Source organism: Ruegeria sp. HKCCA5463, assembly GCF_013034175.1.
Taxonomy (GTDB): Bacteria; Pseudomonadota; Alphaproteobacteria; order Rhodobacterales; family Rhodobacteraceae; genus Ruegeria.
This window is the reverse complement of the sequence record NZ_WQFL01000001.1, coordinates 521,814-537,564: the sequence shown is the minus strand read 5'-3', so window position 1 is coordinate 537,564 and position 15,751 is coordinate 521,814. Positions and strand designations below refer to the sequence as shown.

Below are 15,751 nucleotides of genomic sequence, written 5' to 3'. Positions count from 1 at the left end.
CAGGCTATTCAGCCGCTTCAGCCGCCGCATCCAGTTCAGCCGCCTTTTTCTCGACCTCTTCCACGATGTGATCGATCATCTGGTCGTTCGACATCTTGTGGCTGGCTTTACCGGCCAGATAGACCATGCCGGCCCCTGCCCCGCCGCCGGTGAAACCAACATCGGTCATCAGCGCTTCACCCGGCCCGTTGACCACGCAGCCGATGATCGACAGGGACATCGGCGTCTTGATGTGTTCAAGGCGATGTTCCAGCGCCTCGACGGTTTTGATGACATCAAAACCCTGCCGCGCGCAGGATGGGCACGAGATAATATTGACGCCCCGATGGCGCAGGCCAAGGGATTTGAGGATTTCAAACCCGACCTTGACCTCTTCCACCGGATCAGCAGACAGGCTGACGCGGATCGTGTCGCCGATCCCCATCCACAGCAGGCTGCCCAGCCCGATGGCCGATTTGATCGTGCCGCTGACCAGCCCTCCGGCCTCGGTAATGCCCAGATGGATGGGGGCATCCGTCGCCTCGGCAATGCCCTGATAGGCCGCGGCCGACAGGAACACATCACTGGCCTTTACGCTGATCTTGAACTCGTGAAAATCATTGTCCTGAAGGATGCGGATATGTTCCAGCCCGCTTTCTACCATCGCCTCGGGGCACGGCTCGCCATATTTTTCAAGCAGGTGCTTTTCCAGGCTGCCCGCGTTCACGCCGATGCGGATCGAGCAGTTGTGGTCGCGCGCCGCCTGGATGACTTCTTTTACGCGGGTTTCGTCGCCGATATTGCCGGGGTTGATGCGCAGACAGGCAGCGCCCGCTTCGGCGGCCTCGATCCCGCGCCGATAGTGGAAATGAATGTCCGCCACGATGGGCACCGGGCTTTCCCGAACGATCTGTTTCAGCGCCTTGGACGACGCTTCGTCAGGAACCGATACGCGAACGATGTCAGCGCCGGCCTCTGCCGCGGCCTGTACCTGCGCCACGGTCGCCGCCACATCGGTGGTCAGCGTGTTGGTCATGGTTTGAACGGCAATGGGTGCATCGCCACCAACGGGGACGTTGCCGACCATGATTTGACGGGATTTACGACGATAGATGTCGCGCCATGGGCGCACGTGATTTAGGGACATAAGGACGGATCCGCGTCTGCCTGAGTTGCGATTGTAGATAGTTCGGCAACGGGGTTATCGCAATGGCTAGATCACTCGGCGGGCGTTTCTGTCGCCTCGGTTTGCAGTTCCGCCACCAGTTGCTTGAGCGCACTGTTCTGTTCCGCCTCCAGATCGGCGACGGCATAGGCCTCGGACACGGCGTCTTTCGACAGAACAACACCCTTGGCGACCGTGCCCGGAGCACCCGCCGGGCCGTAATGTTCACCGTTCATCGCGAAATATACCGATCCCGACGCGCCCGCACGCAATGTCGGCGGTTCTTCTGTCAGGGGCACTTCGAATACGCTGCCTTGCTCGACGGTTCCCAGCGTACCTTCGAAAATGACGCTGCCATCCGCAGCCGTCACACGCATCCAGGCGGGATCAACTGCCACGATCTTTAGCGTGGTATCGATCTGTTCGACCACTTGCGGCAGGGCCGGTTTTTCGACCGTGTGCAGTTCAGCCACTTCGAACTGCGGCAATTCGGGCGGGCGGAAGGTTCCAACCTCGCGCGGATCAAGCGTTGAGATCGGAGCATCCCGCGAGACCAGCACCGGGACATCCAGCGCCTGCGGACGATAGAGACGGTCCAGTGCTTCGGCACTTGCCACTTCCGTAACATCATCTGACACGTTGCTGCGCGCCGCATCCAGCGGATCCAGATCAGACAGAACCACCGGTGCCTGTTCAACCGGGCTGACCTGTACTTGCTGAATCTTGTTCAAAACAGCCCAACCGCCATAGCCAATGCCACCGATCACCGCGAGCAAAACCAGCGACGAGCCGATTGCGCGAGGTTCAATCTGACTGACCAGAGACTCCTTGCCCGGAATATAGGGCGTATTGGGCGAAATGAACGGATCCCGCCCCATCGGACCGCGCGCAGGCAGAGCCCCCGAAGGTTTCCGCACCACCGAGGCCTCTGCGGACATGCCATGCGCGACCTCAAATCCGCTTTCCTCACAGAAAGTCGCGAAGGTCTCATCGGGGTTCATACCCAGATAGCGCGCATAGGAACGCACATACCCGGCGATAAAGCCGGGTGTATCAAACGCATCTGGGTCGGCGTTTTCAATTGCAGCGATATAGTTGGCTTTGATCCGCAGCTCGCGCTGAACATCCAGAAGAGATTTGCCCATCGTTGCGCGTTCACCGCGCATCTTGTCGCCTAGGCGAACTTCGTAGTCGTCAAACCCTTTTGGTCTGACATCTACGTCCTCTTCGGATTCGCGCTGAGATCTGCGCCCAATCATCCCTGCTGCCCCATTCTGCCTGTCGCGTATTTCGCGTAAGTGGCGAATCATTCCCAGAATGATTCGTCTACTCGTTTTGTTAGCGTAAGCTTAACACGCGGCAAACTCGTTGCACACTTTGGCGTTAGGTTATCCGGCAAGTTCGGCGCGATTTAGCGCACAATGTGACCAAAGTTCGTCCATCGCTTGCACCAGACGGTTCATTTCGTCGGGTCCATGCACCGGAGACGGGGTAAAACGCAGACGCTCGGTTCCGCGCGGGACGGTCGGGAAATTGATCGGTTGCACGTAAATGCCATAATCGTCCAGCAGCATATCGCTGAGCTTTTTGGTGTGCACCGGATTGCCGACGATCACTGGCACGATATGGCTGCCGTGGTCGATCAGCGGAAGGCCCATTCCCTTCAGCCGCAGCTTGAGGATCTTCGCCTGGGTCTGGTGCTGCTCGCGCAGCTCAGACGCGGTTTTCAGGTGCGCAACGGATGCAGCAGCCCCTGCGGCAACTGCCGGCGGCAACGATGTCGTAAAGATAAAGCCCGGCGCATAAGACCGCACGGCATCGCACATCTTTGCGCTGGCGGCGATATAGCCCCCCATGACGCCATATGCCTTGGCCAGAGTGCCATTGATGATGTCGATCCGATGTGCCAGCCGGTCACGCTCGGTCACGCCGCCGCCGCGCGGGCCATACATGCCCACCGCGTGCACTTCGTCGATATAGGTCAGCGCGCCGAATTCATCTGCGAGATCGCAGATTTCTTCGATCGGACCAAAATCGCCATCCATCGAGTAGACGGACTCGAACGCGATCAGCTTGGGTGCGGCGGGATCGTCCGCCTCGAGCAATTCGCGCAGATGCGCCACGTCGTTATGACGGAAGATGCGCTTGGCCCCGCCGTTTCGGCGCACCCCTTCTATCATCGAAGCATGGTTCAGCGCGTCAGAATAGATGATCAGCCCCGGAAACAGCTTGGGCAGCGTGCTGAGCGTGGCGTCGTTGGCAATATACGCGCTGGTGAACAAAAGCGCGGCTTCCTTGCCATGCAGATCTGCCAGCTCGGCCTCGAGCCGTTTGTGATAGACCGTTGTCCCCGAGATGTTGCGCGTCCCGCCCGATCCTGCACCTGCGGCTTCGACCGCCTCGTGCATTGCGTTCAGAACAACAGGGTGCTGGCCCATGCCCAGATAGTCATTGCCGCACCATACGGTGATGTTCTGCTGCGAGCCGTCCGGGCGCGTGCGTACCGCGTGCGGAAAGTGTCCGTTGCGACGTTCGATATCGATAAAGGTCCGGTAACGTCCTTCGTCATGCAGCCTGGCAATCGCTGAATCGAGCTGAGCAGTATAGTCCAACGGACCCTCCTTGAATGCCCGTTTCCGGTTTCCCTTGGGCAATTAGTCTGCCACATCCAACAGCTTAACCTGTATCAGCAGCTTTGTGTTACTTTATTCAGCTGGTTACAGCCGAACAGGTGAACCCAACTTTGATTTGCATCAAATATAAGTTTGCAATGCTCACGGCAAGTATAGTTCCGGCTATCGGACGCGTGGAAACGACGCAGCCCGCGCAACGTCATTCGCGGGCTTGTGATTGCATGAACAATTCAGATCAACCGCTCTGGACGGCGCCGTCAACGCTGCTAGGGTTCGCGCGAACACAGACAAGCAGGAGATCCCCATGTCGCTAGACACCGTGCTGAACCGGATTGACGAAGATCTGCAAACCTCGATCGACCGCCTGATGGAGCTGCTGCGCATCCCTTCGATCTCAACCGATCCCGCGTACAAGGCCGACGTCAGCCGTGCGGCCGACTGGCTGGTTGCCGACCTCAACAGTATCGGAATTGCAGCAGAAAAACGGGAAACCCCGGGACACCCGATGGTCGTAGGCCATGTGGGCGAGGACTCGGATGCACCCCATATCCTGTTTTATGGCCATTATGATGTGCAACCCGTCGATCCGTTGAACCTTTGGACGCGCGACCCGTTTGACCCCGCCATCGAAGATACCGAGCACGGCCACGTCATCCGCGGGCGCGGGGCATCGGACGACAAAGGTCAATTGATGACATTCGTCGAAGCCTGCCGCGCATGGAAAGCGGTGCACGGATCCCTGCCCTGCCGCATCACCTTCTTCTTTGAAGGCGAAGAGGAATCCGGCTCACCCTCGCTGGTCCCCTTCCTCGAAGAAAACGCGGCCGAACTCAAAGCGGATCTGGCGCTGGTTTGCGATACATCCATGGTGTCGCGAGGTGTTCCGTCGATTGCCGCGCAGCTTCGCGGCATGCTGAAGGACGAGTTCACGATCATCGGGCCCCGCATCGATCTGCACTCCGGCCATTACGGTGGCCCGGGGCTGAACCCGCTGCGCGAGCTGTCGAAGATCGTTGCCTCATTCTATGATGACGAAACCGGGCGTGTCGCGGTCGATGGTTTCTATAAAGGCGTTCATGAAGTGCCCCAGGACCAGCTGCGCCAGTGGCAGAATTGCGGTTTCGATGAAGCGGATTATCTGAATTCGGTCGGCTATACCCAGCCGCACGGCGAAAAAGCCTATTCGACGCTCGAACAGCAATGGGCGCGCCCGACACTTGAGGTGAACGGGCTGTGGGGCGGATACAATGGCGCAGGCTCGAAAACCGTTATCCCTTCGGAAGCGCATTGTAAAATCACGTGCCGACTGGTCGGCGACATGGACCCCGACGCGCTGCGCAACAAGATCCGCAAACATGTCGAGGATCGCCTGTCCCCGGATGCAAAAGTTGTCTGGGACAACGATCTGGAAGGTTCGCCCGCTTCGGTCATGAATATCGATCGCCCGGAATTCGAAGCCGCGCGCAAAGCGCTGTCGGACGAGTGGGACCGCGAAGCGGTGTTTACCGGCATGGGCGGCTCGATCCCCGTCGTCGGGTATTTCAATACCGTTCTGGGGCTGGATTCGATGCTGGTCGGCTATGCCAACGAGGACGACGCCATCCATTCGCCGAATGAGAAATACGACGTCAAAAGCTTTCACAAGGGCATCCGTTCGTGGGCCCGCATTCTGGATGCTTTGAACAAGTAACGGATTTCAGCGAGGCTCTGCCTCGCGCTCCGGGATATTTGCCGCCAGATGAATAAAAGATCCCTTGTTCATCGGGCCCAAAATATCCCGGGGGAGCCGCGCGCAGCAAGGCGGGGGCAGAGCCCCCTGTCCGATCGCAACACGCGTATGACGTTACATGTGGATCACGCGGCCATAAGCGTCCAACACGCTTTCATGCATCATTTCTGACAGAGTCGGGTGCGGGAAGACCGTGTTCATCAGGTCTTCTTCGGTCGTCTCCAGCTGCCGCCCAACCACATAGCCCTGAATCAGTTCCGTGACTTCCGCGCCGACCATATGGGCCCCCAGCAATTCGCCTGTCTTGGCGTCGAACACGGTTTTGATCAGACCTTCCGGTTCGCCCAGAGCAATGGCCTTGCCGTTGCCGATGAAGGGGAAGCGACCGACTTTGATGTCATAGCCCAGCTCTTTGGCCTTGGCTTCGGTATATCCCACCGAGGCCACTTGCGGCTGACAATAGGTACATCCGGCGATGCTTTCGGGCTTGACCGGATGCGCATGCTGGCCCGCGATCAGATCGGCAACCATGACACCTTCGTGGCTGGCTTTATGTGCAAGCCAGGGCGCGCCCGCGATGTCACCGATCGCATAAAGGCCATCGACGCCGGTGCGGCAATATTCATCCGTCACCACATGCGTGCGGTCGATCTTGACGCCCAGCGCCTCGAGCCCGAGGTTTTCGACATTCCCAACAATCCCGACAGCCGAGATAACGGTGTCGAACTCGTGCTTTTCAACCTTGCCCTTGACCTCGATATGAGCGGTGACCTTGCCCTTGCCGCGATCCAACTGCTTGACCATGGCTTTTTCCATGATGGTCATGCCTTGCTTGGTGAAGGCTTTCTTGGCCAAGGCACTGATTTCCGCATCTTCCACGGGCAACACGCGGTCCATCACCTCGACCACCGTCGTGTCGGCCCCCAGCGTGTTGTAGAAACTGGCAAATTCGATTCCGATCGCGCCCGAGCCGATGACCAGCAGCTTCTTTGGCATCCGGGGCGGTTGCAGCGCGTGCTTGTACGTCCAGACCAGATCGCCATCAGCCTCGAGACCGGGCAGTTCGCGGGCCCGTGCGCCGGTTGCAAGAATGATGTTCTTGGCCGTCAGTTCTTCGGTGCCCTTATCGGTCTTGACGCTGACCTTGCCTTTTGCGGGGATCGTCGCCTCCCCCATCACCACGGCGACCTTGTTCTTTTTCAGCAGATGGCCGATGCCGCCCGAAAGCTGCCCGGCAACACCACGGGATCTTTTGACGACCGCGTCCAGATCGTAACCGATCTTGTCGGCCTTCAATCCGAAATCCTTGGCGCGTGCCATCAGATGGAACACTTCGGAGGACCGCAGCAATGCCTTGGTCGGAATGCACCCCCAGTTCAGGCAGATGCCACCAAGGTGCTCGCGCTCGACCACGACGGTTTTCAGACCAAGCTGGGCCGCACGGATGGCGGCGACATAGCCACCGGGGCCAGCCCCGATTACGATCAGATCATAGGATTGTGCAGCCATGTGTTCCTCTCGGCGCAGGTGGTGAAAATTTAGTTTACCATTAAACTATTTTCAGAAACGCATCAACACGCGTTCCCGCGACAAATGAGACACAGGGTAAACCTTACCTGAATATGCGGATTTCAGCCTATACGCAGGCCCATGCTATGGCTAGAACAGAAACGCCGACGCCGCTCGGACATTTGTGAACACATTGAATTCAAGGGGTTTACCATGGCCAAAACACTAAAAGATCTGGCGCTTGCTCTGCTAAACGCAACTTTGATACTTGTGGCGCTGTGCTTGTTTTTAGGCTGGAAGCTGGCATCGAAAGTCGAAAGCGTCTCGGCGGAATTCTCAGAGACAGTGCAAGTTCTTGCCCCTATTCGGGATGAAGCGAAGGGCATTCGGGACGAGCTTTCCGCGTTGCGCGGTGATTTGACGACGCTGATGAGGGAAAACCAAGTTACGGACAGTCAAACCGCTCAAAATATCCAGGCAACATTGCGCCGCCTGAACGCGGTTGAACAAAAGCTACAAACTGCGCAGGAGCGTTTCACAGAACTTGCAGAGACACCAGAGGTTTTGATCGCCCAGGCCATACAGACCGGAGCAGACGTCGCGTCCGAACGCGTCTTGTCGTTCAAAGGATGCGAGCCGGGAGCCTGAAGCCACCGCACTAACAACAGAGGCGCAAAACCTTTGTACAATCTCAGGCCATTGCTTGCAGCTCTCGCACAGTGCTGCCATAGCCGCCCATGTCGACGTAAGCCTCTTCATGGGGGGTCGAGCTGCGCGACAGTGCTTTGTTCCGGTAAGGGAAACGACCGAACTTGCGGATCACTTCACGATGCGCACGGGCGTGCAGCAGATTGCTTGTATCGCCGCTTAGGTTCTGACAGATCAGACGCACGCAGCGTTCCTGATCACACAGATTTTCCGAATGCATCATCGGCAGGTAAAAGAACTGCCGGGCCGGTTCATCGATCTTCTTGTCCCAACCTCTGTCCACCGCGCATTTCGCAGCCGCCAAGGCCGCTCGGTCCGTCGCGAAAGCACGCGCTTGCCCGCGGAACATGTTGCGTGGAAACTGGTCCGTCAAAATTATGTAAGCCAGTGACCCGCTGGGATAAGTCAGCCAGAGCGAAAACTTGCCCTCGGCCGCAGCCTCCCACGTTGATTGAAAACGTGCGCGGATTTCTGAATCCAGCGCTTCATCCTCTATGTACCAGCCCTTTGGACCCACCTCATCTAACCAAAAACTCAATACTTCTTCAGGCGTTACCATTGCCTTAAACTCCGTCTTGTGCCCGTAGTTTGGACGTAACGTCATTTAAGGCCGTTTTACAGAACTGTTACAGTAACATATTGCAACACTTGCGACATAATCCTGTGTCCTAGGCATCTTCCTGCTCAGCCTGTTCGGCCTCGGCGGCTTCGATGGCGACTTCCTGTGCCACTTCAAACGCAACTGGCGAGGCCGTTGGATACAGCGTCGACATTGTGCCGGTTTCGTCCACGGGTATCGATGCCCGCTGCGTCGTCCGATACAGGGCGTAAAGTGCCATTGCGAGTAACAGTGCCGCAATAAAGAGAAAAAAGCCCGGTGGCCCGAATACGGCATCCCCCATCAGCCAGCCGGTGATCACCGGCCCGGCAATCGCGCCCAGACCGTTGATGAATACCAACCCACCGGATGCGGCCGCCATGTCCTCGTGATCCAGAAAGTCATTCGCATGCGCGATCAGCAGTGAATATAGCGGGTTGGACATACCGCCGATCAGGAAAGCCGAAGCAAGCAGAATTGGAAACGATCCGCCCATCATCATAGCGATCGTTGCGCCACCGGCACCGGCGAGCGCCACAAGCAGGATCAGAAAGCGGCGATCCATTCGGTCGGAGAACCAGCCCAAAGGGTATTGCAGGACCACTGCGCCGATATAAAACGCCGCAACGAAGGTCGAAATTTCAACAAGCGACAGCCCTGCCCGGGCGCCATACACCGCCGCCATGCCGAACTGCGCGGAAAACACACCCCCCAGAAGAAACATGCCCACGCAGCCCAGAGGCGAGGTTTCCAGTAGTTTCTTCAAGGTCATCGGTTTGGTGGTATCAAAGGCCGGTGTCGGCGAGATCGACAGCAAAATCGGTGCGAAGGACACTGAAACCAGGATCGAGGCGATCACAAACGTCTCGTAACCGGCGGGGTCGCCGACAAGAACAAGCGCCTGCGCACTGATGATCCCCGTCATCTGTACGATCATATAGAGCGACAGCGCCTGCCCGCGATTTTCATTGCTGGCCGCATTGTTGAGCCAGCTTTCGGCAGTGACATAGACGCCAGAAAAACAGAACCCGATCACCACCCGGCCCAAAGCCCACGCGATCGGGTTGGTCAGCATGGGATACATGATCATCACGGCCGAAATAAATGACGCAAGGGCCGCAAAGACCCGCACGTGGCCAACGCGCCGGATCATCTCGGGCGCAAGGCGTGAGCCGCCCAGAAAGCCCAGAAAATAGGCCGACATGACAAAAGACATCTCAAGGGTCGAAAAGCCTTCGATCTCACCCCGCACACCCAGAATCGTGCCCTGAAGGCCGTTTCCGACCATCAGCAACCCCATGCCGAGCAGCAGCGCCCATGCGCTGGAAAGGACCTGAATCATTGGGGCCTCCGACTAGTGCCAACCTGATTTTAGTGTCGTTCTGCGATCAAAGACCGCCTACGTCGCGCTTGTCTACGACATTCCCGATCCGCGATGCTGTTTCCGCGCCTCTCAAGGGATCAAAAGCGACGCGTCGCCATAGGAAAAGAACCGGTATTTCCGGGCGATGGCATGCGCGTAGACATCGCGCATCCGATCCTGCCCCATCAGCGCCGAAACCAGCATGAGCAACGTGGATTTCGGCAGGTGAAAATTGGTCATCAATGCGTCAGTGACGTGGAATTCAAAACCGGGATAGATGAAGATATCCGTTTCGCCTTCCCAGGGTTCGATCTGTCCTGACCGTGCCGCACTTTCGATCAGGCGCAAAGCCGTTGTCCCCACCGGGATCACCCGCCCGCCGGCGACCTTGGTTGCCTGTATCTCAGCGGCGGCGTCGGGGCTTACCTGCCCCCATTCAGCATGCATCTTGTGTGTTGTGACATCCTCAACCTTGACCGGAAGAAAAGTCCCTGCCCCGACATGAAGCGTCACATGCGTGAAGCTTACCCCCCGTTTTGCCAGCGCCTTCATCAGCGCCTCATCGAAATGCAATGATGCCGTCGGGGCGGCCACGGCACCGGAATGATTTGCCCAGATGGTCTGATAGTCCGTCTTGTCCCGTTCATCAGCCGGACGTTTGGTTGCGATGTAGGGCGGCAGAGGCATTGCTCCGGCCTGATCCAGCGCCGCGTCGAAATCCTCGCCGCTGAGATTGAAGCGCAGATAAGCCTGGCCATCCGCAACCCTGTCCAGCGTGGCGCTGAGATCATCCGAGAAGACAATCTCTTCCCCAAGCTTCACCTTCTTGAGCGGCTTGATCAACGCAGACCACGTGCCATCGGCCTGTGGATCAAGCAAAGTGGCCTCGATCCCTGCGGAAACCGGCCCCTGCGCGCTGTCCCGGTGGCGTCGGCCGTTCAGTCGCGCCGGAATGACCCGTGTGTCATTCAACACCAGCCGGTCACCCGGCCGCAGGAAATCGGGCAGGTCGAAAACATGGCTGTCCGTGATTGCATCCCCCTGCGCCACCAGCAAGCGCGCAGAGGAACGCGGGCTGGCCGGCCGCGTGGCGATCAGGTCTTCGGGCAGATGGAAATCAAAATCGCTAAGTTTCATGCCCGCGCCTTACAACCCTGCATCAGATTCGGCCATATCCTGTCAGCGGTCACTTGGGGATGAGCCAAATGTGCGTTTGGGTTCATCCGGTTTCTGCGGCACTGCGTTCGGACCATCCTGAACTTTGGGTGCCGGGGCACGCATCAGGTCGCGCAGGAACAGAGGTGCGAGACCGGACAACGGATTTACCGAAACTTTGGGCGAGGCAAGCGGGCCGGTCAGAGTGTAGTTGAAGCCAAAGACGCCCTCGCCCTTGCGCGTAAACACGCTGCCAACTGCGTTGAGGAGGTATATGGGCGAGATCGCACCGCGCAGGTTCAGCAAGCCGTTCACCGTATCGATGGTGCCATCAAAAGACAGGCCCATCGACGGGCCGACGGCACTGCCGCTTAGCACTTTGATGTCTGTGGGGGTGACACGCATCCGGCTGTCGATTGCTGCAAAAAAGATACCCTGCCCCGCCATTTCATCCAACAGGCCCACAAGGCTGATGGCATTCAGCAAGGCCGCCATGGCCGGGGCGTCGGTAATCCGTGTGTTGGTGATTTTCAGTATCACGTCATAGCTGCCCGGTGCCGTCACAGGTTCGAGCTTGAGATTCATTTCTCCGCCCCGCGCCTGTGTCAGTACTCCGGCCGATCGCAGCGCGGACCCCGCATCTTGCGACGTAAGGTCAACAGCACTTCGGTTCCCTCTGGGGCTGACCTGCCCCCTGACCGGCGCGCCGCCATTGACCTGCGCGGTGAAGTTCCCTTGTATTCCGCCGGTCGTCTGAAATGCGCCCCGGAACCCGGTCAGCGCGACGGTTTCCGTAACCTGTAGGCGATCCAGAGCCACGTCCAGTTTAGGCCCGGCGCCGCCCCCGCCGCCCGATCCGCCGCTTTCGCCGAAATTCGCGCGACCCATATCAAGGACGCCGCCAAGCACACGGATATCCGGCATGGCGTTTCCGCGCCCGATCAGCTCTGCCGGGACCGCCAGCCAGTCGCCGAGGTCAAAAGAGGTGAAGCGAACCCGGTCATATTCGCCGTTTTCGCGAAACGTAATGGAGGCTGATGTACGCAATCCGGCTGCATTTATGCGCAGGCTATCCACCTTCAACTGCGATCCCAAAGTCGCTTCGGCCGTCAGAGAGCCGGTCGAATTGGCCCCCTTTCTCCAACCAAGTTCGGGTATGGCCAGCGCGACCCCCTGCAAATCGGATGTGACGGATAATTTCGGGGCAACCCCGGCGCCGAGCCCCAACGTGATATCTGCAATCCCTTTGCCGGTCAGCATCCCCGGAGGCAGGCCGGCGCCGATCTCATCCATCAATCGCGGCGACAGCTCGATCTGACCGGTCAGGGTGCTTCGCTGATCCGACTTGCCGCCTATAGGCTGCCGCCAGAGCGCCGTCAGCGGTACATCCCCGAACTGCCCCTGCCCCTGAATCTGAACGCCGGACTGATCACCAGAAAGGTCCAGAAGATCAGCACTAACGTCAAATCCGGGCACCAAGCGGTCACTGAACACGTTGGCCAACCTTCCGTCGAAATGGAACTCGGTCTCGTCAAACTTGAGACCCTTTTTCAAAGGCAAGGAAAGGGTTCCCGCCAGCGACACCGTTCCTTTCGCTACGTCAACGGGCAACCCCGCCTTGCTGAGCAATTCCAGCGGAGGCCTGTCCAACAACGACAACGCGGCCGTCACGCTGCCTTTGGCCTGAATGCGCGCAATCGCAGGCGCGGATTTCTTGATATCCGTGTCGGGTATGATGAAGGACGTCCCCGACGCATCAACAGCACCGCCGTCATCCGCAATCACAACACCCTGCTGTGCAGTGACCGTGAACCTGCTGTTGATCAGGCTGGCCTGACCCTGCGCCTTTTCGATCGGCGGCAGCGTTTTGACAAACCGAATCTTCGCCTTTTCAAATCCGAAATCCAGATATAGATCCGGTTTCGATCCGGGCAGCAGGCGCAGGGCAAAGTCCATATCCGACAGAACCCCTTCGTACAGGTTTTCGGTCACCCACTCTCGCGGTTTCGGGGCCAGACGTTCGGGCCAGTATCCCAGAACCTTGTCCGACGTCATTTGATCCAAGTGTGCGTCCAGCTTGACGGCCCAGCCATCCGGCCGCCCGGTCAGGACGCCAAAGGCACGCACCGTGTGACCCGGATCTTCAATGGTCATCTGACCCAGATGCAGCTGGAACGGGTTGAGGACCATCTTGAAATCCAGGCTGGCCCGCGAAAGCTGAATAGGTTGCGGGAACAGGTTTGCCGGGTTCACGTTGATACCGGACAGCCGCAACTGTGCAGACAGGCTGTCCAGCACGCCATCTTCTGCACCTTCCAGATACGCCTTTCCGTCAGCCTGAACCTCACCCCAGGCCGAGACCACCGAAACTTCGTTGAAATCCAGAATCTGACCTTTGGGATCATAGGTGAAATAGGTGCGCGCGGATTCGAAGGGAACCGGGCGTGTTTCCGGGTTTGGCTGCACCGCCCCGGCCCCCAGATTCAGCGTGGCGTACAAAGTTCCGATCGCTCCGTTTTCGTCGACACCACCGCGCAAGGCACCCGAGATCGGGGCCCGCAGAACCTGCAACCAGGCAAGGGCAGGCGTTTGGCCCGCGATGTCCTCGGCCGGAAGATCGGTGACCGAGATTCCGAATTGTGCGGCAGGTGTGCCCAGAACGCTTGTATAATTGGCCTCGATGTCACTGACATAGTCACGCCCCGCCAGAACCGAAAACCCGGTTGCCAAGCGCACTTCGTTGCCGCTTCGGTTGGCTTGAATATGCCCACCGTCCAGAATCCAGGACCGCCCCTGCCGAAGATCGCGATAATCCAGTGTGATCGCATCAAGCTCGACCGAGGTCAGCGCCGATAGCGCAGGAGACAGGAAAACCTGATCCGAAGCCTCGATAAGCTGTGCCAGGTTCGGGGCCTCCTGCACCGGTGCGCTGCCGGACCCGACCGTAAGGCTCAGCGCCCCGTCCTTGTCCCGGGTCACGGCGATCTGCGCACCCCTCAGAATTATCCTTTTGGGGCGGACGTGCCCCCGCAACAAGGGGCGCATGGCCAGGCTGGCGCGCATGTCGGACACCTGCGCAATTTGCCGACCCTCAGCGTCGCTGATGGCCACATCGGTCAAACGCAGACGGGGTCGCCATCCCTCGTGAATGATGAAACTCACATCGCCAAACCGGATTTGCAGCCCGCCCAAAGCCTGCTCAAGCCGCGCCTCGACCCTGTCCCGCAGCCAGACGGGGGCGTGCATTCGTTGTCCGACAACCATGAAACCGGTGAACAGCGCCAGAAGTACCAGCACGAAAGTGCCACGCATGGCCCACAGACCAGCGGCCCGGCGGCGAGACCGACGGCGCGCGGGCTTATCCGGCTGTGCTCCGTCACCGTCTTCGTGCTGCTTCAAATTGCTATCCACGCCTTCCAACCCGCACGCGTTGCCCTATGATATCAGGCAGCCTTTAAAAACCTTTAGCGGAGTTTCCAATGCCCGACGTTTCAGACATCGCCCCTGACTTCACTTTGCCGCGCGACGGCGGCGGCGAGGTGACGCTTTCGGCGTTGCGCGGTAGCACCGTGGTTCTGTTTTTCTACCCCCGCGATGATACGCCGGGCTGCACCAAGGAATCCATCGGTTTCTCGGAACAACTTCAGGCCTTTGCCGATGCGGGCGCTCAAGTTTTCGGCATCTCGCGCGACAGCGTCGCCAAACATGACAAATTCGTCGCCAAGCATGGGCTGACCACACCGCTGTTGTCGGATGAGAGCTCGACCGTCTGTGAAGACTACGGCGTGTGGGTCGAAAAGAACATGTATGGGCGCAAGTCGATGGGGATTGAGCGTTCGACTTTCATCATCGATCCCGAAGGCAAAATTGCCCGCGTTTGGCGCAAGGTCAAAGTTCCCGGTCACGTAGACGAGGTGCTGGAAGCCGTGCGCGCGCTGTAACGCCCTCGACCACGGTCGCCATCCGGTTTAAGAGCCACAGGATCAACCAGGCGGAGAATAATGGTGTCCAAATCGCTGACTCAGATGGCGACCGAAGTTCTTGCAACGGCGGAAGGTCGGGAAAAGACCGCCCTGTCCAAACAGCACGCCGCCGCGTGGTTTGCGTCGCGCAAGGGCGACGCGCCCCCGATCGAGATCGGGACGGCGTCACCCCCGCTGCGACCCGCGCGCCCGGAACGGCCAGAACTCCTGTCTCCGCGCGAGGTACCAAAGCGCAAACCGGGCACCGAGGCGGGCCGCATCGCCCTTTTGCACGCCGTGGCGCATATCGAACTGAACGCCGTCGATCTGCATTGGGATATCATTGCCCGCTTTGGCCATGTGCCGATGCCGATCGGGTTTTATGACGATTGGGTAAAATGCGCCGAAGAGGAATCGCGCCATTTCGAAATGGTCTGCGATTGTCTGGAGCAGATGGGCAGCCACTATGGCGCCTTGCCCGCCCATGCCGGAATGTGGCGCGCGGCCGAAGACACAGCAGACGACCTGATGGGACGGCTTGCGGTCGTGCCGATGGTGCTCGAAGCGCGTGGTCTGGATGTGACCCCCGGCATGATCGAGATTTTCCGCAAGGCCAAGGCCGAGCAGGCCATTGCCGCGCTTGAGGTGATCTATGCCGAAGAAGTCGGCCATGTCGCTTATGGGTCCAAGTGGTTTCACTTCCTGTGCGGCCGGGAAAACACGGACCCCAAGGATGTGTTTCACGCATTGGTACGCCGGTATTTCCACGGCGTCCTCAAACCACCCTTCAACGAGGAAAAACGGGCTGAGGCCGGGTTGCCGCCCGATTTCTACTGGCCGCTGACCGAAGACCTACCCGCGCCCGGCGATATCACCAACTGACGCCTCAACATGCTTTTCGGCAATTTCCCGCCGATCTTTGGGGGGATTTCTACGCAGTTGGCGCCAGA

12 protein-coding genes are annotated in these 15,751 nt (G+C 58.8%); 4 read left to right on the top strand and 8 right to left on the bottom strand.

What is annotated here, in order from left to right; genetic code table 11:
- Positions 1–4 precede the first annotated feature (4 nt).
- The 3 genes from ispG to hemA form a co-directional block, all read right to left on the bottom strand.
- Positions 5–1,126 (bottom strand): flavodoxin-dependent (E)-4-hydroxy-3-methylbut-2-enyl-diphosphate synthase, encoded by a 1,122-nt coding sequence (gene ispG / locus GOW09_RS02675; protein ID WP_171115443.1) that lies wholly within the window; start codon positions 1,124–1,126, stop codon positions 5–7.
- Positions 1,127–1,197: 71 nt separating this feature from the next.
- A complete protein-coding gene (locus tag GOW09_RS02670; RefSeq protein WP_152458283.1) occupies positions 1,198–2,403 on the bottom strand; it encodes a helix-turn-helix domain-containing protein in 1,206 nt (401 codons plus the stop codon).
- A gap of 129 nt (positions 2,404–2,532) precedes the next feature.
- Entirely contained in the window at positions 2,533–3,756 is a 1,224-nt protein-coding gene (gene hemA, locus GOW09_RS02665; protein WP_152458284.1) for a 5-aminolevulinate synthase, read from the bottom strand.
- A 325-nt stretch (positions 3,757–4,081) separates the two neighbouring features.
- On the opposite strand from hemA, the gene GOW09_RS02660 reads away from it, so the two are divergent.
- The gene (locus GOW09_RS02660) at positions 4,082–5,467 is read left to right on the top strand and encodes a dipeptidase (protein WP_171115441.1); all 1,386 of its coding nucleotides are present in this window, start codon (positions 4,082–4,084) and stop codon (positions 5,465–5,467) included.
- Between the two features lie 153 nt (positions 5,468–5,620).
- Here GOW09_RS02660 and lpdA read toward each other — a convergent pair whose 3' ends face one another.
- A complete protein-coding gene (gene lpdA / locus GOW09_RS02655) occupies positions 5,621–7,015 on the bottom strand; it encodes a dihydrolipoyl dehydrogenase (protein WP_171115439.1) in 1,395 nt (464 codons plus the stop codon).
- A gap of 213 nt (positions 7,016–7,228) precedes the next feature.
- On the opposite strand from lpdA, the gene GOW09_RS02650 reads away from it, so the two are divergent.
- Entirely contained in the window at positions 7,229–7,663 is a 435-nt protein-coding gene (locus tag GOW09_RS02650) for a hypothetical protein (RefSeq protein WP_171115437.1), read from the top strand.
- 43 nt (positions 7,664–7,706) lie between these two features.
- On the opposite strand, the gene GOW09_RS02645 is transcribed toward GOW09_RS02650, so the two are convergent.
- The 4 genes from GOW09_RS02645 to GOW09_RS02630 form a co-directional block, all read right to left on the bottom strand.
- Positions 7,707–8,282, bottom strand: coding sequence for a DUF924 family protein (locus tag GOW09_RS02645; protein ID WP_152458288.1), 576 nt, complete (start codon positions 8,280–8,282; stop codon positions 7,707–7,709).
- Positions 8,283–8,391: 109 nt separating this feature from the next.
- Positions 8,392–9,663 carry an MFS transporter gene (locus GOW09_RS02640; RefSeq protein WP_171115435.1) on the bottom strand — a complete coding sequence of 424 codons (1,272 nt, stop codon included), beginning with the start codon at positions 9,661–9,663 and terminating at the stop codon, positions 8,392–8,394.
- A gap of 111 nt (positions 9,664–9,774) precedes the next feature.
- Positions 9,775–10,821, bottom strand: coding sequence for a tRNA preQ1(34) S-adenosylmethionine ribosyltransferase-isomerase QueA (gene queA, locus GOW09_RS02635; protein ID WP_171115433.1), 1,047 nt, complete (start codon positions 10,819–10,821; stop codon positions 9,775–9,777).
- A 42-nt stretch (positions 10,822–10,863) separates the two neighbouring features.
- Complete coding sequence (locus GOW09_RS02630; RefSeq protein ID WP_371808014.1) at positions 10,864–14,250, bottom strand: DUF3971 domain-containing protein; 3,387 nt, start codon at positions 14,248–14,250, stop codon at positions 10,864–10,866.
- 68 nt (positions 14,251–14,318) lie between these two features.
- Here GOW09_RS02630 and GOW09_RS02625 point away from each other — a divergent pair, with 68 nt between their 5' ends.
- On the top strand, positions 14,319–14,780 hold the full coding sequence (locus GOW09_RS02625) for a peroxiredoxin (protein ID WP_171115431.1): 462 nt from the start codon (positions 14,319–14,321) through the stop codon (positions 14,778–14,780).
- Positions 14,781–14,864: 84 nt separating this feature from the next.
- Positions 14,865–15,683, top strand: coding sequence for a ferritin-like domain-containing protein (locus GOW09_RS02620; RefSeq protein ID WP_371808021.1), 819 nt, complete (start codon positions 14,865–14,867; stop codon positions 15,681–15,683).
- Positions 15,684–15,751: the final 68 nt, after the last annotated feature.

Coding starts and splice junctions, on each gene's coding strand:
- GOW09_RS02625 (WP_171115431.1), top strand. CDS start 14,319: ATGCCCGACGTTTCAGACATCGCCCCTGACTTCACTTTGCCGCGCGAC.
- GOW09_RS02670 (WP_152458283.1), bottom strand. CDS start 2,403: ATGATTGGGCGCAGATCTCAGCGCGAATCCGAAGAGGACGTAGATGTC.
- GOW09_RS02660 (WP_171115441.1), top strand. CDS start 4,082: ATGTCGCTAGACACCGTGCTGAACCGGATTGACGAAGATCTGCAAACC.
- lpdA (WP_171115439.1), bottom strand. CDS start 7,015: ATGGCTGCACAATCCTATGATCTGATCGTAATCGGGGCTGGCCCCGGT.
- GOW09_RS02620 (WP_371808021.1), top strand. CDS start 14,865: ATGGCGACCGAAGTTCTTGCAACGGCGGAAGGTCGGGAAAAGACCGCC.
- GOW09_RS02650 (WP_171115437.1), top strand. CDS start 7,229: ATGGCCAAAACACTAAAAGATCTGGCGCTTGCTCTGCTAAACGCAACT.
- GOW09_RS02640 (WP_171115435.1), bottom strand. CDS start 9,663: ATGATTCAGGTCCTTTCCAGCGCATGGGCGCTGCTGCTCGGCATGGGG.
- GOW09_RS02645 (WP_152458288.1), bottom strand. CDS start 8,282: ATGGTAACGCCTGAAGAAGTATTGAGTTTTTGGTTAGATGAGGTGGGT.
- ispG (WP_171115443.1), bottom strand. CDS start 1,126: ATGTCCCTAAATCACGTGCGCCCATGGCGCGACATCTATCGTCGTAAA.
- queA (WP_171115433.1), bottom strand. CDS start 10,821: ATGAAACTTAGCGATTTTGATTTCCATCTGCCCGAAGACCTGATCGCC.